Origin of the sequence: Microcoleus sp. Pol17C6 (assembly GCF_036701145.1) — a bacterium.
In the GTDB taxonomy this organism is placed as follows: domain Bacteria; phylum Cyanobacteriota; class Cyanobacteriia; order Cyanobacteriales; family Microcoleaceae; genus Microcoleus.
The window spans coordinates 167,037-187,263 of sequence record NZ_JAUBQH010000005.1 but is presented as its reverse complement, the minus strand read 5'-3'; the positions used below and the strand labels follow the sequence as shown (position 1 = coordinate 187,263).

The 20,227-nt window shown below is 46.4% G+C and carries 14 protein-coding genes and 1 pseudogene; 8 read left to right on the top strand and 7 right to left on the bottom strand.

Going from position 1 to position 20,227, the window contains the following annotated elements:
* Window positions 1-3,173: Ig-like domain-containing protein (locus QUA25_RS04695; protein WP_333035967.1), on the top strand; the 3,173-nt coding region annotated here is incomplete at its 5' end.
* 128 nt (window positions 3,174-3,301) lie between these two features.
* Here the strand turns inward: QUA25_RS04695 and QUA25_RS04690 are convergent.
* Entirely contained in the window at window positions 3,302-8,671 is a 5,370-nt protein-coding gene (locus QUA25_RS04690) for an AAA family ATPase (RefSeq protein ID WP_333035964.1), read from the bottom strand.
* A 465-nt stretch (window positions 8,672-9,136) separates the two neighbouring features.
* On the opposite strand from QUA25_RS04690, the pseudogene QUA25_RS29410 reads away from it, so the two are divergent.
* A pseudogene (locus QUA25_RS29410) lies at window positions 9,137-9,259 on the top strand (IS1 family transposase); the annotation flags it as partial.
* A gap of 484 nt (window positions 9,260-9,743) precedes the next feature.
* On the opposite strand, the gene QUA25_RS04685 reads toward QUA25_RS29410, so the two are convergent.
* Complete coding sequence (locus QUA25_RS04685; protein ID WP_333035963.1) at window positions 9,744-10,136, bottom strand: hypothetical protein; 393 nt, start codon at window positions 10,134-10,136, stop codon at window positions 9,744-9,746.
* A gap of 505 nt (window positions 10,137-10,641) precedes the next feature.
* Between QUA25_RS04685 and chlP the strand changes: the two genes are divergently transcribed.
* On the top strand, window positions 10,642-11,862 hold the full coding sequence (gene chlP, locus QUA25_RS04680; RefSeq protein ID WP_242723505.1) for a geranylgeranyl reductase: 1,221 nt from the start codon (window positions 10,642-10,644) through the stop codon (window positions 11,860-11,862).
* A 132-nt stretch (window positions 11,863-11,994) separates the two neighbouring features.
* Here chlP and QUA25_RS04675 read toward each other — a convergent pair whose 3' ends face one another.
* Window positions 11,995-12,537: a Dps family protein gene (locus QUA25_RS04675; protein ID WP_006632871.1), complete on the bottom strand. Its 543-nt coding sequence runs from the start codon at window positions 12,535-12,537 to the stop codon at window positions 11,995-11,997.
* 355 nt (window positions 12,538-12,892) lie between these two features.
* Here QUA25_RS04675 and QUA25_RS04670 point away from each other — a divergent pair, with 355 nt between their 5' ends.
* The 3 genes from QUA25_RS04670 (at window position 12,893) to QUA25_RS04660 (ending at window position 15,480) form a co-directional block, all read left to right on the top strand.
* Entirely contained in the window at window positions 12,893-13,138 is a 246-nt protein-coding gene (locus QUA25_RS04670; RefSeq protein ID WP_333035960.1) for an Asr1405/Asl0597 family protein, read from the top strand.
* A 73-nt stretch (window positions 13,139-13,211) separates the two neighbouring features.
* Window positions 13,212-13,874, top strand: coding sequence for a (2Fe-2S) ferredoxin domain-containing protein (locus tag QUA25_RS04665; protein ID WP_333035958.1), 663 nt, complete (start codon window positions 13,212-13,214; stop codon window positions 13,872-13,874).
* Between the two features lie 274 nt (window positions 13,875-14,148).
* Entirely contained in the window at window positions 14,149-15,480 is a 1,332-nt protein-coding gene (locus QUA25_RS04660) for a hypothetical protein (RefSeq protein WP_333035956.1), read from the top strand.
* A gap of 38 nt (window positions 15,481-15,518) precedes the next feature.
* Here the strand turns inward: QUA25_RS04660 and QUA25_RS04655 are convergent, their stop codons facing one another.
* The gene (locus QUA25_RS04655) at window positions 15,519-17,681 is read right to left on the bottom strand and encodes a flavin-dependent dehydrogenase (protein WP_333035953.1); all 2,163 of its coding nucleotides are present in this window, start codon (window positions 17,679-17,681) and stop codon (window positions 15,519-15,521) included.
* 193 nt (window positions 17,682-17,874) lie between these two features.
* Here QUA25_RS04655 and QUA25_RS04650 point away from each other — a divergent pair, with 193 nt between their 5' ends.
* Complete coding sequence (locus QUA25_RS04650; protein ID WP_190662685.1) at window positions 17,875-18,108, top strand: hypothetical protein; 234 nt, start codon at window positions 17,875-17,877, stop codon at window positions 18,106-18,108.
* A 73-nt stretch (window positions 18,109-18,181) separates the two neighbouring features.
* Here the strand turns inward: QUA25_RS04650 and QUA25_RS29405 are convergent, their stop codons facing one another.
* Together QUA25_RS29405 and QUA25_RS04645 are read right to left on the bottom strand one after the other, a co-directional pair.
* Window positions 18,182-18,304 (bottom strand): hypothetical protein, encoded by a 123-nt coding sequence (locus QUA25_RS29405; protein WP_445302096.1) that lies wholly within the window; start codon window positions 18,302-18,304, stop codon window positions 18,182-18,184.
* Between the two features lie 41 nt (window positions 18,305-18,345).
* Complete coding sequence (locus QUA25_RS04645) at window positions 18,346-18,528, bottom strand: hypothetical protein (protein ID WP_333035949.1); 183 nt, start codon at window positions 18,526-18,528, stop codon at window positions 18,346-18,348.
* A gap of 744 nt (window positions 18,529-19,272) precedes the next feature.
* On the opposite strand from QUA25_RS04645, the gene QUA25_RS04640 reads away from it, so the two are divergent.
* Window positions 19,273-19,782: a hypothetical protein gene (locus tag QUA25_RS04640; RefSeq protein ID WP_333035947.1), complete on the top strand. Its 510-nt coding sequence runs from the start codon at window positions 19,273-19,275 to the stop codon at window positions 19,780-19,782.
* An 8-nt stretch (window positions 19,783-19,790) separates the two neighbouring features.
* Here QUA25_RS04640 and QUA25_RS04635 read toward each other — a convergent pair whose 3' ends face one another.
* Window positions 19,791-20,009: a hypothetical protein gene (locus QUA25_RS04635; RefSeq protein WP_333035945.1), complete on the bottom strand. Its 219-nt coding sequence runs from the start codon at window positions 20,007-20,009 to the stop codon at window positions 19,791-19,793.
* Window positions 20,010-20,227 lie beyond the last annotated feature (218 nt).

Here is a 20,227-nt window from a genome sequence, read left to right as displayed (position 1 = left end):
GCGCACAACCCCGCATCGCAATCGCCAAATTAAACCCCACAACAGGTGCCGCCGATGCCACCTTCAACCCGAATGCGAATAGTGCAGTCAATGTGATCGCCCTAGACAGCAGCGGCAACCTTATAGTGGGCGGCGAGTTCATCAACATCGGCGGACAACCCCGCAGCGGAATCGCCAAATTAAACCCCACAACAGGTGCCGCCGATGCTACCTTCGACCCGAATGCGAGTTATACAGTCAGAGCGATCGCCATAGACAGCAACGGCAACCCCATAGTGGGCGGCGAGTTCATCAACATCGGCGGACAACCCCGCAGTGGAATCGCCAAATTAAACCCCACAACAGGTGCGGCAGATCCCACCTTCAACCCGAATGCGAATAATACAGTCAGAGCGATCGCCCTAGACAGCAGTGGCAACCCCATAGTGGGCGGCGATTTCATCACCATCGGCGCACAACCCCGCATCGCAATCGCCAAATTAAACCCCACAACAGGTGCCGCCGATGCCACCTTCAACCCGAATGCGGATAGTACAGTCGAGGCGATCGCTATTGACAAAGGACGTAGCCTCTACTACACCCCCAACGCCGGATTCAACGGTGTAGACACCTTTCAATACACCGCCACCGACGGCATTGCTTCCACACCCACCACCGTCAGCGTCCTCGTCAACGACTCTCCCACCCTCGATAATTCTGGCATCCCCACTCTCAACGCCCAAAACCAAAACGACAGTGCCAGCACAGGTACACTCATTAGTACCATCATCGCCAACCTCGGCGGCACAAAAATCACCGATCCTAATGCCAGCGCCTTACAAGGTATTGCCATCACCAACCTCGACACGACTAACGGCAGTTGGCAATACACCACCGACGGCACCACCTGGAACACCTTCACCGCCTCTGTTACCTCTGCTAGACTGCTAGCATCCGACGCATCCACCCGCATCCGCTTCGTACCCACAGCTACCTATAGTGGAACCGTTACTAACGCGATCGCCTTCCAAGCGTGGGATCAAATTACTGGCACCAACGGCAGCACAGCAGACGTAACAGCAGACTTAGCTACCAACGGCACATCCAGCGTTTTCAGTAGCGCTACCGAAACCGCCGATATTGCAATTAACCCCGTCCCTAACATTACCAGCGTCAGCGCAGTGACAGCAGACGGAAATTACGGTATCGGTACATCGATTGACATCAGCGTTCAATTCTCTCAAACAGTCAACGTTACGGGTACGCCACAGCTTAGTTTAGCAGGTGTAACTCCCGTTGCGAATTACCTCTCAGGCAGCGGTAGCAACACTTTAACATTTCGGTATACAGTCGCAGCAGGCGATAGCAATCCTGACTTAGACTATGTTTCGACAACTGCTTTATCTTTAAGTAGCGGTACTATTAAGAATGCTGCCAATGGTGATGCTATTTTAATCTTGCCAACTCCGGGTGTAGTGAATTCTTTGGGTGCTTCCAAAGCAATAGCAATAGATGGAATTATCCCGACTGTCACCATCAATCCTATCGCTGATATTACGACAGCAGGCGCTACAACCCAGACTTTTACTGTTACTCTCAACGACAATACTGGAATAGATGTTAGCAGTTTAGATAGTTCTGACATTCTAGTAAGTTGGTCAGGCGGTACAATTCCTCCTACATTTGTCAGCGTCGATACTAACAGTAATGGTACACCTCGCCTCGCTACTTATTCACTGACTCCACCTGGGGGAAGTTGGGATGATACAGATAATGGCAGTTACGCTGTTAATTTGCAAGCATCGCAAGTAAAAGATACTTTTGGTAATCAAGTTGTAGGTAGCAATTTAGGCAGTTTTACTGTTAACATTCCCACGCCAATTCCTACTCCCACGCCGATTCCTACTCCCACGCCGATTCCTACTCCCACGCCGATTCCTACTCCCACGCCGATTCCTACTCCCACGCCGATTCCTACTCCCACGCCAACACCGACTCCGACTTCGACAACAACTCCGACTTCGACAACAACTCCGACTTCGACAACAACTCCGACTTCGACAACAACTCCGACTCCAACAACAACTCCGACTTCGACAACAACTCCGACTTCGACAACAACTCCGACTTCGACAACAACTCCGACTTCGACAACAACTCCGACTCCGACTCCCACCCCAACTCCGACTCCAACGCCAACTCCGACTCCGACTCCCACCCCAACTCCAGATACTCCCGGTGTCATTATCATTCAACCACTTGGCAGTACCAACGTACTCGAAAGCTTGGGCAGCGATATATACAAAGTGCGACTAAATACTCAACCAACTGCTAATGTCACCGTCGCCATTACCCCTGAAACTCAAGTTACTGTCAGCCAACCTGCCCTTACTTTTACTCCCGCCAATTGGAATGTCGCTCAAACGGTAACGGTGACTGCTGTTGACGATGCAGTTGTTGAGGGCGATCGTGTCAGCCCAATTAGCCACGCCACTAGCAGCACAGACACATTGTATAATAATCTAGTCGCCTTTCTCACAGTCAATATCAGCGATAACGATAACTTAGGCGATATCAAAACCTTGTTGAAAAAGTCAGTAATCGGTTTGACAGACAAGGACGATCGCATCACAGGATCGGCATTAAACGACATGATCCACGCACGCCGCGGCAATGACTATCTTGATGGCAAAGCAGGGGATGACTTGCTTTACGGACAAAAAGGTGATGACGGTATTAGCGGTGGCGATGGCAATGACATTATTTTTGGCGGCCAAGGCATTGAATTTATTCAGGGTGACGGCGGCTTTGACTTGATTTACTCAGGTAAGGAAAGCGATCGCATTTACGGAGGCGATGGCGACGATATATTGTTTGGCGACGGGGGCAATGACTACTTATTTGGAGAAATGGGGGCCGACACTCTCACAGGCGGATTGGGTTTTGATGTGTTTGCGATCGCGATCGGCACGGGTTCAACAGACTTAGCCTCTGCTGATGTGATTACTGATTTTACCCTCAATCAAGACAAAATTGATTTAATTAGCCCCCTTGCTTTTAGCCAGTTAAATATTTATCAAGGAACAGGCGCTTTTGTTAGCGATACTATAATTCAGTATCAGGTAACAGGGGAATATTTAGCTGTCTTGAAAGGAGTCACTGCCAGCAGTATAGTTCAAGCAGTAACTTTTTAGACTTCCTATGTTGTGGCACTTTAGCGCTTTAGCGCTACAACATACCTACCCGATTTTGATCGCCTAGTTTGTAGGGTGTCTCAGCAGTCGATCGCACTTTTGCTGTGATTTTCAGGCATAGCAACCGCTTAATGTAAATTGTGTAGCCTGTCTTTGATTTTTGTGCGAGTCAACAATGCAGACTCACAGCGTTCCCAGTAAATTTTAGCCACGCGATCGCCCGGATTCTGACGCCAACACTCGGAAAACAGTCGCGCCGCTTCAAATAACTTCCCTTCCGAGTAAAGTGCCCTAGCTTCTGCAAACAATTCCAGCGTAGCTAACTTGGCCTGTTTAATTTCTGGCGGATCTGCATCAAACACCTCATAAATCGTCACAGCTTCTGATTTTCCCTTGACTTTTACCGTGTCTAGAGTGCGGATTGTGTACTGAGATGGATTTTTCAGGCGCGTATAAGTTGGCTGAGTAATTAACAGGGAAACCCCATAATTTTTTGTCAAACTTTCCACGCGAGAAGCTAAATTAACGGCATCACTAATTACTGTCCCGTCCATACGATTTGGTCCTCCCACAGTTCCCAGCATCAAAGAACCCGTATTAATCCCAATCCCAATCTGAATCGGGGCACAGCCAGCGTTGGCGCAGTATTCGTTATATTCAACGAGACGGTGCAGCATCGCAATTCCCGCTTTCACCGCATTATCCGCTTCCCCACTAAACAGCGCCATAATCGCATCGCCAATATATTTATCAATAAACCCCTTATTTTCATTAATGACGGGTTCCATGCGACTGAGATAAGAATTAATAAATTTGAAATTATTCTCCGGCGTCATAGTTTCCGAAAGCGTGGTGAAGTCGCGAATGTCGGAAAACAACACCGACATTTCTAACTGCACTTGGTCGCCCAATTCCACATCAATGATGCTTGATTTCTCTAAAAACTGGAGGAATTGATGGGGAACAAATCGCTCGTAAGCTTTGTTGAGTTGAGCCAGCCTGCTTTCATTTTCGCGTACTTCTGTATAAAGCTTAGAATTTTGAATCGAGATCGCCGCTTGTCCAGATAACACTTTTAATAGTTCCACTCTTTCAGGGGTAAAAGCTCCCGCTGTCAGATTATTTTCTAAGTAAACAATACTAATGATTTGAGATTGGTTAATCAGCGGCACACATAAAATTGATTTGGGCTGATGCTTTCGGATGTGGCGGTCGTTGGTAAATTGTCCCGATCGCGCAGCATCATCCAATACGACGCTTTCTTGAGTGCGACTCACATAATTGACAATTGCGGAGGAAAGTTCTGGACAGGTTTCAACCGGGATTGACTGCAACACGGTGACGAGTTCGTCATCGATTGTTCCTTCAGCTTCAATAAACAGTTGTCCCTGGCTTAACAAAATCAGATAACCCTTTTGCGCCCCTGCATTTTCCATCAAAATTTTCATCAAGCTAGACAGTAGCTTATCTAGCATAATTTCTCCAGAAATCGCCTGAGAAGCCTTCATGACTGCGGTGATATCTAGGTGATTCCCCGAACCCGTCGTTGTCATTGCTACGGTAGTTTGAGTGTTTTTCCTTCCCGGTTGAGTTACCGCGAATAATTGGGGATATCGCGTTTCTAAATCTGTTACCTTAGCAGTGGCTCCCCATTCAACATAACAATAATACGCCTCAAATATGTAGGCTTGAGCAACTTTTGTTTTACCCCATTCCCCGTAGAATTTGGCTGCTAGTTCGTTGGCCAGGGCTTCGTCATTAACATATTTGTTTTCTTTGGCTCCAGAAATTGCGCGATCGTACATTTCAATCGCCTCGGCTTTATTGCCCAACACCCGTTGCCGTTCTGCTTCCACTAAATACCATTTATGCAGATAATTCATGGGAGCATTTTGCGCCCACTGTTGCAGCGTGCTTTGATGGGTTTCCACTAAGGCAATAATTTCAGTTTGCTCAATTGCTGGCTGTGCGGGAAAAAGTGCCAAATGCGTCAGGGCTGCATAAAAATGAAAAATTGGAACAAATGCTGATCCAGATACTCCCATCAAATACTGTTTGACTTGGGTAATATGGTCTAGGGCGGCCGTGTAATTGCCATAGCAGTAAGCAAGCAGCAGTTTGAAGATGCAGGCACAAGCGATCGCCGTAAATTCATTATCCTGATAGTGCTTGGGAATCATCACCGTTTCATCGTAGGCAGAGCCTATTAACAAATCCGGCCGAGTATGGGTTTCCCTCAAGTTTTGGACCGTCTGCTGAATCATATCCAAATAAACCCGCGCAGAATATTGTTTCAACTGCGCCATAACAGCCCTATAACTTGCTATTTCTGGTTCCCAAGTGTCTAGTTCTACACCAGCGAATAAATGAGTATAAAAGCAAATATATATGTTGTAGCCAGCGTCTACAAAGTCGCCTGTTTCCATACCAAACCTATAGCCCTCTTTCAGCGTCGGTATCGTTGCCAAAAGAGATTCTTGGCGATGCTGAATCCAACCACCAAACAAAAGTAGAACTGTGGACTTGAATTCGGGTACATTCAACCGATCGAGCAATGAAAGTGCCAATTGCCCAAAGCCATAGCCAGTTTCCACCTCTTGTAAAAAGGCACAGAACACCATCCCGTGCATCGCATAACCCACAGTCGATGCGGGCGCATTCCCAAAGGAGAGCGATAAACTCACCATCGTGGAGCTCAGTAGGGGCAGCAAACCGGGCATTCCCTGGAAAATGGGTGGAAACAACATACCAGACAGTTGCATAGCTGCCTGAGTCGGTGGATTTGTCATCACAGGTAAGTCAACCAATTCCTCAATCTTTCTGCCACTTAGTTGGGCCGCAAGGGCTTGTAGCGCTTTGCCAATCTTGGCTTCATCAGGTTCGGCAGGGAGTTCAATCCCCAATTGTAAGAGTGCGTCTCTTGCTACTGCGATCGTTTCTAAAACCTTGCTCTGGGCTGTCTGAGCGGCAATTTTAATTTCGTAAATTTTAACTCGATCTAAAATTGTTTGGGCTTCTTGCAAAACCAGTGCTGCCATCTGTTCCATACCATCAAAGTCACCATTTAAATAGGCAATTTCAGCAGCAGCAACATAAAGATTTAGCGCCAATTCATATTGAGTTTCCCAGCATTGAGATGTCAGTAGCTCAATTCCTGTTTGTAGATAGATATTTGCGGCAGCGTAGGCGGTAGAATTTCTGGCCTTACGTCCAGCTTCTAAGTTGAGTTGGGCCAAGGCTGAGCGTTCACTTAATTGAGGGATTAACTCAATTCCTTGATTTAAATGCCCGACAATATCAAATATTTTTTCTTCTGTTTCTATCTCGGAAGAACTTTGTAGCAGTAACTGTCCGATTTTTAGATGAGTGGCTTGTTTTTGGTCGTCTGGGATTAGGGAATAAGCCGCTTGCTGGACGCGATCGTGCAGGAACTTATAAGTGGGATTAGCAACAGACTGATTCGGGGATTGAGCATCTGCTTGAATGAAGTTATAGCCTTCGGAAATCACTAAAATGAGTCCTTCTTGCAAGGCTTTCCACAGCGCTGATGCCGTTTCTTCTGGTAATTCTTCGCTGACTATTGCCAATGTCTCTAAATCAAACTGCGCCCCAATGCAAGCCGCCAACTTGAGAACATCCTGAGTTTCGGCAGGCAACTTCTGCAATTGCGCCGCCATAAACTCCACCACATCCGAGGCGTCGGCAAATTTAACTTGATTAATATCGCACTGCCATCCCCCTTTACTGGCCCCCTTACTCAGAGGCGATTGAGGGGGGTTAAAAATAATTTGACCATCTTCATGCAACGCCTTGAGGAATTGAGTCGAGAAAAACGGATTACCTTGGGTTTTTTGATAAACCAATTCTGTCAAAGGTTGAGCAAAAGATAAATCGCAAATCAGCGTATCTGCTACCAACTGATTGAGATCTGCTAAACTCAACGGTTGCAGGGTAATCGTATTCACCACTGCCCCAGACTTCACAATCTCATCCACAGTCAACATAAACGGATGAGCCGGTGATACCTCATTATCCCGATAAGCACCCAATACTAACAGATGCCCCGTATCTTCCATCAATAGTTGTAATAACTTCAAAGATGCTGAATCTGCCCACTGCAAATCGTCCAGAAACATCACCAAGGGATGTTCTGCTTGGGTAAATACTTGCACAAATTTCTGCATCAGCAGATTGAAGCGATTTTGTGCTGCACTCCCCGACAATTCTAGTGCAGGACTTTGAGGGCCAATGATGTGTTCTAATTCAGGAATTACGTCAATCAACACTTGCCCGCTCTCGCCTACTGCGGTGAGAATCAGGGTTTTCCATCTGTGTAACTGAGCGTCACTTTCTGATAACAATTGTCCCATCAGTTCCCGAAATGCTTGCACAAATGCACTGAAGGGGATATTGCGCTGGAATTGGTCGTATTTGCCTTTGATAAAATAGCCCCGCTGTCGGGCTATCGGCTTGTGGACTTCGTTCACGACTGCGGTTTTACCAATCCCGGAAAAGCCTGCTACTAACATCATTTCGGCGCTAGCATTACGAACTCTTTCAAAGGCCGCTAATAGATGATCAACTTCTGTTTCTCTGCCGTATAACTTTTCGGGAATCAGGAAATGGTCTGTAAGATCCAGGGTTCCCAAGTCAAATTCTTCTATGCTATCGGTTTCTTGTAATTGAACCAGACACATTTCTAAATCCTGTTTGAGTCCCAATGCAGTTTGATAGCGATTTTCCGCATTTTTTTCCATCAGCTTGCTGACAATTTGCGAGACAATTAGGGGAATTTCTGGCTTGATTTCGTGCGCGGGAACTGGTTGTCTGGCAATGTGGCAGTGAACTAGCTCTAAAGCGTCTTCTGTCTCAAAAGGCAGTTTTCCTGTCAGCAATTCGTAGAAGGTGACGCCGAGCGAGTAAAAGTCAGTGCGGTAATCGATAGAGCGATTCATCCTGCCAGTTTGTTCCGGGGAGATGTAAGCGAGGGTTCCTTCTAAAACGTTGGGATTTTTCAGGGTTGGCATTTCTCGCGTTAGCTGAGTGGAAATGCCAAAGTCGATAATTTTAAGCTGTCCCGTTTCCGGGTTGTAAACAATATTTGAGGGGTTAATATCTTTGTGGATGATTTTGGCCCTGTGAATTTGCCCTAAAGTTTCAGTGGCTGCGATCGCCAGGAGAAGAAACTCCTTGAGGCTAAACTTTCGCTGCTGCATCCATATTTTTAAGGATTCCCCGCCAAAGTCCTCCACAAAAATCACGAGGCTATTTTGGTATTTTTGCAAGTCATAAACTTGCACGACTCCCGCCTCTTTCAGCTCTCGGGTGATACGGTATTCGGTGCGGTAGCGTAGCAATTCTTGAGGTGTGGGGTAGCTTTCTTTGAGCAGTTTGAGGATGAGTGGTTGGTGATCCGCTTCCCGGATGGCGCGGTAAACCAGAGAGTTGGCACTTTCATAGAGAAGTGTCTGGACGGCAATGCCTGGAATGGAGAGCATATTTATTTTTTTAATAAAAATTAAAGCGAAGTCAAAACGCACCGGGTTCGTTGTGTCGAGAATAGCGCTTTAAAAAGGAACAAATTATGTTTTTATAACACACTCCTAGTTTTTCGGCAGCGAAGTGGCTTTCAGATGGTCTGGCAGAGTAAGGGTAAGGAGTTATGATGCGACGTATCTAAGCCTTGTTAATTCTCAACTCCATGAATTGTCCCCGTTTCGGTTCTCCAAACATCGTTAAAAATTGTCCCACCTCCCGCGCTAAGCAAAACTTTAAATGTATATAGTGTTATAGGCAGTTTCTTTAAAACCGCAAACATCAAAGGATTTGAGAGATCAGCTTTTATTAGAAAAAGTATCTTGAGTCGCGATTATCAAAGTCACGAGGGTGTCCCCCCGCTGGTTCCAATACTATTTGTTTTTCAACAATTAGCATCAGTCCCCCGGAAATTTCAAGTAAAGTCAAAAAAACCAGCCAAGCTAACGATCCAACATGATGAAATGTAGTCGTTTGTAGGCAATAAGGGGAACAAGCAGTGGAAAGACCTGCCAATTGATGCCTTAACCAAAGAAATTCTAGCGGTTTATAGCAATCCTACATGAGTCGTAAATTTTTTACCCCACCCCACCCAGCCCTCCCCTTACTAAGGGGAGGGAGGAAGAAATTCACCAATGATTTAGGGTGGCTATATATAGGAAGTCTAGTTGAAAGGGGTGCTAAAGGTTTGTCGGATTCCCTCCCAGTAGTTGACAGACAATGTGCCGTCTATTATACAGATTTTTGAGTCGCATATAAAAAAGTTTTGCCTCGCCAGCGACACAAATCTGTCGGGAAAGATACGGGCAAAACTTCTGATCTCTAAAGATGCAAGAACTCCCTGATGTACAGGATATCTCGCTATTTTTGTAAGAAAGAGTGTTTCCTAATCTAAAAAGCTCTCCAATCGTGTGGGAGCCTTGTGGTATTTTATTCATCATTACAACGCTTCTTTATCCCTAAAAGGATTAAGAATTTTTCGTTGCTATGCAGGACTACCAGACTTTGTTCTCATGATTTTGGACAGTCATTTATCTACTTCTGCTTACCCTTCCCCGCTACAAACTCCCGCAGCCGCAACAAACTAGCCGTTTGTCCCAAATTCAGCGGCAGCAGCGACACTCCCTCCAACCGAGACTGCACCCAACCATCGCCCCAATACCACTCGTGAAATCCGTCAATTCCTTGACTCAATAACAGCCGCAGACAATTGTGCTCAACAATATCAACGTGATGCTGAACTGCCACGGGGCCCAGCCAACTTGTAAAGGTCAAACCTTGAGCAAATTCTTCCGGCAAACCGCTAGACAACTGCTGCGGCCACAGCCACTGCTGCAATTGACTCGGACGCAACAAGCTGTCTCTAATCGCTGTTTCGGAAGCTTCAAGCTCAATCCGCAGGTTGCTTTGTTGAAAATTACCGAGCATAAGAATTTTAGATATAAGTGCAAGTAACTTTAATGTAACTTATTGGACTGGTTCTAACCTCTTAGGGGCGGGCAAGAAGCCCACCCCACAAGCAGAAAATTCATCTGTTGTGGAACAGGCCCGAAAGCTTGTTCAGCCTAGAAACCCACCCCACAAGCAGAAAATTCATCTGTTGTGGAACAGGCCCGAAAGCTTGTTCAGCCTAGAAGCCCACCCCACAAGCAGAAAATTCATCTGTTGTGGAACAGGCCCGAAAGCTTGTTCTTAGAAGTTCGATCGCACACCAGGGCACATCAGGGCACATTAACGCACATCCGCCTTCATCTGCCGTTAAAGATTTAAGATCTTCGATCGCACCTACTGCCCCAGACCCGATTTTCGTATCGAACTGTTAAGCTCTGTTTCATTTCATTGAAATCTCCCCTGCTTCACGCCACCGCATCCAAAGTCCGTGATACCATCACACCTGAGTAATGCCTATAGAAAAAAACTGGAGAGAAAAGCTTTGACACTAAGGGTTGCAGTAGTAGGTTCAGGCCCTGCGGGTTCTTCCGCCGCCGAAACATTGGTAAAAGCAGGCATCGAAACATACCTATTCGAGCGTAAATTAGACAACGCCAAACCCTGCGGTGGGGCGATTCCCCTGTGCATGGTCAGCGAATTTGACTTGCCGCAAAGTATTATTGACCGCCAAGTCAGAAAAATGAAAATGATCTCCCCCTCCAACGTCGAGGTGGACATCAATATTGAAAACGCACATGAATACATCGGTATGTGCCGCCGCGAAGTGCTCGATGGCTTCATGCGCGATCGCGCGGCGTCCTTGGGTGCAAAACTGATTAACGGCACCGTTCACAAGTTAGAAATTCCCGGCAACAATACAGACCCCTATACTCTCCACTATGCCGACCACTCCGACGGCAGCGCAATGGGAATTCAGAAAACTCTGAAGGTGGATTTAGTAATCGGGGCTGACGGCGCTAACTCCCGCGTAGCAAAGGCGATCGACGCTGGTGATTACAACTATGCGATCGCCTTCCAAGAGCGCATCCGCCTGCCAGAAGATAAAATGGCTTACTACGAAGACTTAGCCGAAATGTACGTCGGCGACGACGTATCTACCGACTTCTACGCTTGGGTGTTCCCCAAATACGACCACGTAGCCGTCGGTACCGGCACGATGAAAGTAAATCAAGCCAGCATCAAAAAGCTGCAAGCAGGAGTCCGCGCCCGCGCTGCCAAAAAACTGATGGGCGGTGAGATTATCAAAGTGGAAGCTCACCCCATCCCGGAACATCCGCGTCCCCGCCGGGTTGTCGGCCGAGTTGCTCTCGTAGGCGATGCAGCAGGTTACGTTACCAAGTCTTCCGGCGAAGGTATCTATTTTGCCGCCAAGTCTGGCCGGATGTGCGCCGAAACTATTGTGGAGATTTCCAATAAAGGCGCGCGCATTCCGACTGAAGAGGAAATTAAGATTTACCTGAAGCGGTGGGATAAAGCCTACGGCATTACTTACAAAGTTCTGGACATTTTGCAGCGCGTGTTTTACCGTTCCGACGCTACTCGCGAAGCTTTTGTGGAAATGTGTGCCGATCGCGATGTGCAGAAACTCACATTCGATAGCTACTTGTATAAGACAGTAGTACCGGCCAATCCTTTCATCCAGATGAAGATTACTGCCAAAACCATTGGTAGCTTGTTGCGCGGCAATGCTTTAGCGCCTTAATTCCTTACGGGTAAGCGCACTTTGTATAAAAAAAGCGGGCAGTCACAAAACTGCTCGCTTTTTTTTTGATCTAAGATAACGAACCGCGAAGGCGCAAAGGGCGCGAAGGAAGAGGAAGAAGAAGAAGAATTGTTAGTTCAAGTTCAACTGCACTAAGGTATCGGGGGCGAGGAAGTGGGAAATGTGATAAGCTCGCTCTTCTGTTTTTAGCAGGATTTTTTCGTAGAGGTAGCGGGTAGCTCGATCGCCCAAACTTTCTGCTTGTCCTGCTTGACGCCGCAGCAAACCGAGGATAGCTTGCTCCGCAATTAAATCGTGCTCTAGCATTTGGCGGCAGGAATACACGCCGTCTGCTTCCGGCTCAAAACAGCACAGCTCGGCTAACTTGCTAAAGCTAGCTGCCGGTATGCCGCCCAACCCGTTTAACCGTTCGCCCAACTCGTGGACGCTATCTTGAGCTTCTCCGTAGCTTTCTTCAAAGAATTTGTGCAAGGAGTAAAATTCTGCCCCTTCCACCACAAAATGATGTTTTTGATATTGCAGGTATAGAGCCTGAAAACTGGCCAGCAGCGCGTTCATCCCTTCACAAATCGGTGCTGTGACTGAATGTTCCAGTAGAACTGGGTTTTCGGCTATGTGCCCAAACGGTCTCAATGCACTCTGAGTCTCAGCCATGTGTGTTCTCCTCTCAATAGGCAGTTTTGTTGCCAATAGAGTCAGTCTAGCACCGTAAATTTACCAGTCAAGCAGCGTCTGCCTCGATAGTAGAAGATTTTATAGAGTAGGAAATTTTTTTTGTAAACCTATTGAGAATTATTAGCAGTTGGGTTATGCTTGAACAAGATCCTCGTTCTGAACGCTTCCTGAAAGTGGGGCGAACCTTCTGAAGGCAGAAAGCAGAGGACAAAAGGCAGAATTTTTCAGGAAGGGCTTTCGATCATCTTTGATGTTCTGCTGAAATCTGGCTTTTAACTTCTACCCGCTACCATTCAGGGTAAAAATTAATGCAAATTATTACTGTTGTTAAAAAATGAATCCAGCAGATCCAGAATTAGAAGTTTGTGACATTGTGCAAGTAAGTTGGCTAGATAGGTGGCAAGTTTACAAACGCTTGCAAGAACTAGAAATTCCCTGCTGGTGTGCGGTTGACCAACCTTTGCGGGCAAAAGTCAATACTGTTAAACAAGCGGCTCAGTTAATGAGCGTGTTGAGGCAAGTCAGTGCCCCTCGGGGCGAACTGGTGCAGTGGCTGGAATACTGCTGGCAAAGGGGCTAAAGGTAGAACGAAGTTCGGCAACGAGCAATGTACAAGATGTAACGGATGTAACGGATTTAAAGGAGTCATAACAATGTATAAATCTGGCAAGCAAGTTTCCGAATTCAGTTTAGAGGGAGAAATCCTCGGCCTAATTATTGAAGATGGCTGCAAACTTAAATATTTGCGAATTAGCAATGCTCGGGGAGTAGAATATCTTGTTAAACTGTCCAAGGAATTGCGGTCATTTCTGTTACCTGTTTTGACGCCCGGTTTGAAAGTTGAAGTTGTAGGTGAGAAAGAAATCAACTTGAAAAACGGTAAAATAAAACTTAAAGCTCGCAGCCTCAAGCTGGCTCAGGGTAACAACGATCGATCGCACGAACACCTTGACTCCACCAATGGGCCTGTTGCGGTATTGACATCCGACGATCGCGCGATCGGCAAAAGCGAAGTCAGCTCTCCCACTGCGGCTCAAACGGTAAAAGCTCCGGCAAAAACCCAAACCAAAATATTAGTATGTCAAAAATCAGACTGCCTGAAGCGGGGTGCTGGAGGAGTCTGTAAAGCTTTAGAAAATGCTTTGAATGCGCGCGGTTTAGAAGACAAAGTGACAGTACAGGGAACCGGATGTCTCAAACAGTGTAAAGCGGGCCCAAATATAGTTGTGATGCCGGACAAAACTCGCTACAGCCGCATTGCACCGGCAGAAGTTCCAGCAATCATTGACAAACATTGTGCAGTTGTTAAAGCTTAGGCGATCGCCCGGATACCGCAACAGTGCGTTAGAGATCGGGAAAAATTATTTTAATAGGACTCTGGACGAAAAACTCACGTCTGTAGGGTGCTCATAGGCGCATCTTACGCCTGAATTCGAGTTCGGGTTGTAGTTCGATCGCGCCACTCGATTCAGAGGCGATTGTCCGAAAAAACAGAAAAAATGACAACAACTATCACTGAGGGGCTTCCTTCGGGAGAATATCTAAGGATAGACTGTATCTGAGACCCTGTGAGTATTGGGATAAAAAGCCATGTCAGAAGCTGATCTTCGAGCCCATCAGCACCAACCGTACCCTGCTGTTCCATCCGATACCGAACCATTGCAGTCAGATTTTGCTGCTGCTGGGGGTTTTGAGCCGATCGCCCCCGATGCGACAGACCCTCCCGCAACGGTTCCCCAACAGCCAGAAGAAGACTGGCAAACAGTAGATTTTCCCAACGCCATCAGCGTAGATGCAATTCCCACAACACCTGAAACAAAAAATTCGCCATCTCCGACACAGCCGACTGAGGCGGGCTCGCCCCCGATTTCAGAGAATCTAAAAAATATGCTTGGGAATGCCGAACAGGCCAAGGGCAAAGGATCAACCCCAGTCACCCTCATGCAAGCGCTGCACGAATGCAACCGCGACCTTTTGCAGCGCATCGCCCAGCTAGAAACAGCTCTTGAAGAGTCCCAAAAAACCTTGCAGAATCGCGAAGCTTTGCTAGAACAGCGGACTGCAGAACTCGAAAATACTCAAGAACAATTGACGCGGCTGTTTGGCAAAGTGGAAGTTTCCCATCAAACCCTCCAAAGTCAAGAAATTTTAGTCGAAAATTTAAGAAGTCAGTTGGCAACCAGCCAAGTCAGGCTAGCGACTGTTGAGCGAGAATGTGCGTCTACTGTGCAGCGCTACAACGAACAGTTACAGCAGTTAGTAGCCACAGAAAATATTTGCAGGGAATTGCGAGCCCGCTTGCACCGCCAGCAGCGCCACACTCTGCAATTCAAAGCTGCCTTGGAAAGAAGTTTGGACAGGCCGCAGGTAAAGTCGCCGAGGACCGAGCCGCCTGACAATAATCTGGACACCGCCAGCGCACAATTAGAATCTTTGCTCGCGGCGGTCAAAAGCTCTCAGATGCCGGTGCCACCAGCCTTCAACGCTTCCCCTGTCCAACCTTGGTCGGAACCAGAAGAGCTTCCAGAGGTAGCCGCTGCTGTTGAGGCGATCGAGCCTGAATCCCCACCCAATTTGGAACTCAACAAATTAGCCGAAGTATCCGGCATTCAATTGCAGAAGAGCGAAACCTACCAACCTGATGAGCCGGCAACAGACTCGGCCGAACCGGTTGCGGAACCTGAACTGCCAATGGCTGAGCCTGAACCCGAAACTGCTACCAAAGTGGACGCCCAAGATTTGGCCAGGGCTTTTCAAATTTTGAACTCTGTTGAAACCTTTGGCATTCAAGAAGTGCGATCGAGTGTGGCAAAACCTACAGCAGTCGCCCAACCAGACTGGCTGAGCTTGATTGCCAGTCCGCTGCGGGCTTCTAAAAAACGTCGATCGCTAGCTGAAATTGAATTGCCGAGTTTTCGATAGCGAACTGAAGTTGCTGGTTTTGAGTCAACACTCAAAACTCAACACTCTTTTCTCCCCTTTCCCATGCCGTAGGTGAGAGCATAGCTAGTAGCCAACAGCCACAGCCAAACAGCCGGATACCTGGGCTCCAACCAAGGCTGTACCCTGCGGGCGAAGCTGGGAAGCCATCCGAACAGCAAACTGGCCAAAGCCAGCAGAGTAAAATTCAAGTAACTTCCCAGCCAGCGCCAAATATCCCCCAAGGTAACAAAATCTAAAATCCACAAGAGGAGAGAAGGATTTTTTCCGGCTGCTTCGATCGCCAGTCGATTGAAAGTTAGCCAGTCGATTCTGTCTTTAATAAAAGTTTCGGCTACGGTGAGTTTTTGTGCTGCCAAAATACCGAAAAAGGTATTGAGAATTGAATTAATTCTTTGAGGTGGCAAACTGCTGCCGGTAGGAACCATCATACCTTTAGAAAACAGCCAAGTTACGGAAACATTGCTCTGGTAGGCGCGAATTTGGTTTAAGTGATTTGCCGTCAACAAATTGTGCTTTAAAGCTGTATCCAAAAGGTCTGTTAAGCGGAAAAGATTGCGGACAAGAGAGCCGAAGCCTGTGAAAACGAGGGGAGATTGCAAGGATGCTGCGTCGCCGATCGAGACTAGGCGATCGATCGCCACGGAGCGATCGCTGCTGTTGCTGCTAAAATGCCCCGGAATATAACCAAAGGTCGGTTTTTTCCACACCAATTTATCAACATCGCAGCGGCGGTATTCCGGCAAAATTGCGAAAAAATCCTCGTACATTTCCAGCAAAGAACCGGGATTCTCGGGATGTACTTGGTGGTAGTGAAATAGATAAACTGTCAGTTCTGTGCCTGCGCCGGGAAACAACTCCCAGATGAGCTGGCGCCCGCGGGAAATGTCCCCGTGAGTGTAGAGTACATCCCCGTACTCGGAATCCCAGACTCCCGGCTCAAATCCTGCGTCGATGACTGCTCCCACTGTCGGACAAACGCTGTCAAAAGTCCGCCCTTCGTTCAATTGCCAAGCGATGGGAGAAGCCGAGCCCATTGCATCCACCAGCAGCCGTCCTAATGCAGTGCGATCGGCTTTTGTCGGCAAGTGGCGGCCTTGGACTACTACTTTTTCTGCTTCAACATCGGCTCTGAGAAAGTCAGTTTCGTCCCAGATTTCCCCACCAGCTTCTGTTAGCTTAACTCCCGCTAAATTCAGCAATTTTTCGCCGTCCAAAGCTACATTGAGTACCTTTGGTGTGTGCAGAACTGGCGCTTTCGCAACGGGAGGATTGTTAGCATCAAAAAACTTGTTGTAGCCATCTTTGTATTCTCTGGCAATCAAAGTTTCTATTTCTGCAGCAGTAAATAAACCCAAATCAATTAAGCTTTGAATTTCGTCCCGCGAAATATTCCACTCGCGATTCATTCGCCCGAAAGGCATTCGTTCAACTAGCAGCACCCGGTAGCCCAATCTCGCCATGACTGCGGCGTGAATCACTCCCAAGGCCCCGCCAATATAAATTAAGTCGTAAACAGTATCCCCAACATCCGACACCGAAACTGTACTTTTTACCTTCTTCTTAACATCCGTTACATCCGTTAAATCCGTTACAGAATCCGTTGCCGAACCCTCTTCCTTCAAAAACACTACTTGTTTTGGCTTTTGAGGATTGCGAGTGCTTTCGCGCCAACGTTGCTCCCACCAGTAGACGCGCTTGAGGTCGTATTCGCCTTGAGGCATTTTTTGGAAGTATTTAACGGTCAGGGGGTAATAGGGGGCAAGAGCCTCAAAAATTGACTGTTTGGAGAGGTCTATGACAGGAGGTTCCGGGTAGCGATCGGGAAACTTGTTTCTCACAGCAAGATTCAGATTTTCCAGGAACTTTTTTTCTCCCGCAGGCGCCTCTTCTAGACGAAAGACTTTTAAATAAGTGGTGCGCTGCAGTGACCAGACAAAGGTGGAAAGTTCTGTCGATCGCCAATTTTGGTTTCCTGAATTGGTGTCAGCCAAGGCGGGTTTTGGATTGGTCTTTTGAGTTCCAGACTTGAGAACCTCGGCTGCTGTTGCGGGTGAAAGCAGGCGAAAGCCGTCAGCAGTAATAATTTTTTCTCCGATTTCGGGATCGAATTCGTGCTGCAACCAAGTGCAGACGGCTGCTGTATCCGGTGTCGGGACTTCTAGATAAAGAATTTCTTGCATGATTAGGGTGTCAATTCTGAATAAATTAATAAAGATGGGGGAGTTGACAAGGGAGCAAAGTAGGCTATACTCCCGAATACTTATTTAGTTTTAAATAAGTTTACAATGTTCTCAGATTTTTAGGTTTTCGATCGCTCTTGCTCTCGGTGGGGGCGCAACGGCTGAATATCTACTCCTTTCGGTATGCACTCTTATGAATTATCCCATTCCTACGAATCCTCAAGAAATGATTGCTTTGCGACAGCAGCCGCTGAATGAAGAATTGGTGGCGTCGGCGATCGCGGGTGTGATTCAAATAGCTCGATCGCGATCTCAGTCTTTGGATGAGTTAAAGGCTGAGGTACTCGCCGACGACAATCTGCTCGATTTTGCTCAGAGGCTATGGCTGAGCGACATTGTGGCTCAAGCTTGGAACAATTTGCCTTAGACTAGACTGCGGCTAAAAGATCTATAGCCTTTCTCAAAAAGATGAGGTACCATAACAGCAGTGTGTAAACCAGTTAAAAATATTTGACGATGTAACTTGCCCGAAGGCAAACTAAGAGTGCTTTTCCTAATTCTTGATAATTAGTAGTCTTGATAGAACGGAGAATGATTTTAAGTTTTGACCACAGATTTTCAATTGGTGAAAAATCAGGTGAATAAGGTGATAAGTATATTAAGTTTACCCTTTTTTTTCAATCGCTTTTTTCACTTCTTCTCCCAAGTGAATGGGACAATTATCCATCACTACACAAACCGCTTTCCCTAGTTTTGGCACAATTTTTCTGACAATAAAAGATTCAAATGTAATTGCATCAGTTCCGCCTATTAGATTAACCGATGTCAAAATCTCATTAACTGACACTGGGGGGGTAACAACCAGCCTGAAACCCATACCTTTGTAAGGATTGAGCCAATCCGGTGCTCAAAAAAGATAGGAAGTATAATTGTTACACGCTTGCCTATCTCAAAAATAATGATACCAACATTCTACCTCATTCATTTAAAAAAACAACTAAGTTCAGCTCAATTTAAACTGATTGAAATCTTGCTACCCTTGATACAATCTGAAAAACAAGTGAGATTAGAACGGCTCTCCCGGGTATTTCCCTATCCAATTACAACAGAAAGTCGGCGTAGAAAACTACAAAGGTTTCTCGATTTGCCTCACTTAACTATCTCACTAATTTGGTTCCCATTAATTACTTATTGGTTGATTACTTATTGCCGTGTTGGTCAAACTTTATCAAGATCAATCGACCGCAGTCAATGGGGGCGCATTAATCTCTTTATGGTTAGCCTGATATGGGAGCGAAGAGCAATTCCATTATACTGGTCACTGTTTCCCAAATTGGGAAACAGTAGCTTCGAGTCACAGACTACCAATTTACAGCAAGTTTTACCATTATTTTCAGAATATAAAGTCATCGTTTTAGGAGACCGTGAATTTTGTTCTGTCGATTTGGAAAACTGGCTGAGGTAAAAGGGTGTATCTTTTTGTTTAAGACTGAAAAAGAATCATTGTGTCGAAACGGAACATTTAGTTTGGCAACGGTTAGATGAATTAGGAATAGTACCAGGCACCTCTTTATATTTTCAAGGTAAAATAGTGAGAAAAACTCAGCCTGCTACTGGATTTGAGCTTGCTTGTAAGTGGAAAAGAAACTACGGGGGATGGAAGGTCGATGAAGCAGGGTTTATTCTCACAGATTTAGGGTCATTGCCGGCAGCTATCGATGCTTACAAGCAACGGATGGGCATTGAAGAAATGTTTCGAGATTGTAAAACAGGAGACTACGATCTTGAAGGAACTAGCTTAAAAGGAGACCGACTTATCAACATGATTTTACTCATGACACTCGCCTACAGTTCGGGAATATTTCAAGGCACTGAAATGAGGAAAAAGCAGGTGCAAAAATATGTATATCGTCGCAAAGAACCTAATAAAAGATATCGAAGACGGAGTACATTTGGTGTTGGTTTAGATGGAGAAAAGTGGGTCAATTATCTAGAAAAATATTCTGACGAGGTAGAACAGTTAATGAAGTTAACTCCAAATAAACGGCGCTTTTATCAACAAGGTAGGCGAGCCGCAACCCTTATACAGTCTATCTCGTAGACGTTTTGTCACCCCCCCAGCGCCAATACTAACCTTCTGTTGCGACTATTTTCGGAACTAATTAAATTGGGTAAACCAGTATTTTTCACGCTACCCAACACTGCTGCTACCTGGCCGTGGGGGCGCGAGGGAGTGATTTTAAAAGAGTCAGGCAAAGTGGCGATCGTTACGCTACCTTTTAACAAAGCTTGCAGTCCATCTATCGCATGGTCGGGCAATTTAGACAAGTTTGCCAGAGTGCGTTTCCGTACTTTTGAACCTTCGCGATAGGACTCGCGAAGTAATACGGCAGGGGGAGAGTTTCTGTTTGGAACACGTTTGATATATATGACTACAATTAGGCCACGTATCTGCCGAGATAAATCGGAATAAATCCTTAAAATACATGGGTACGCCCTCAAGGGGCAAAAAGGCAATTGTTCCTTGTAGTGCAAAGGTTTGAGAG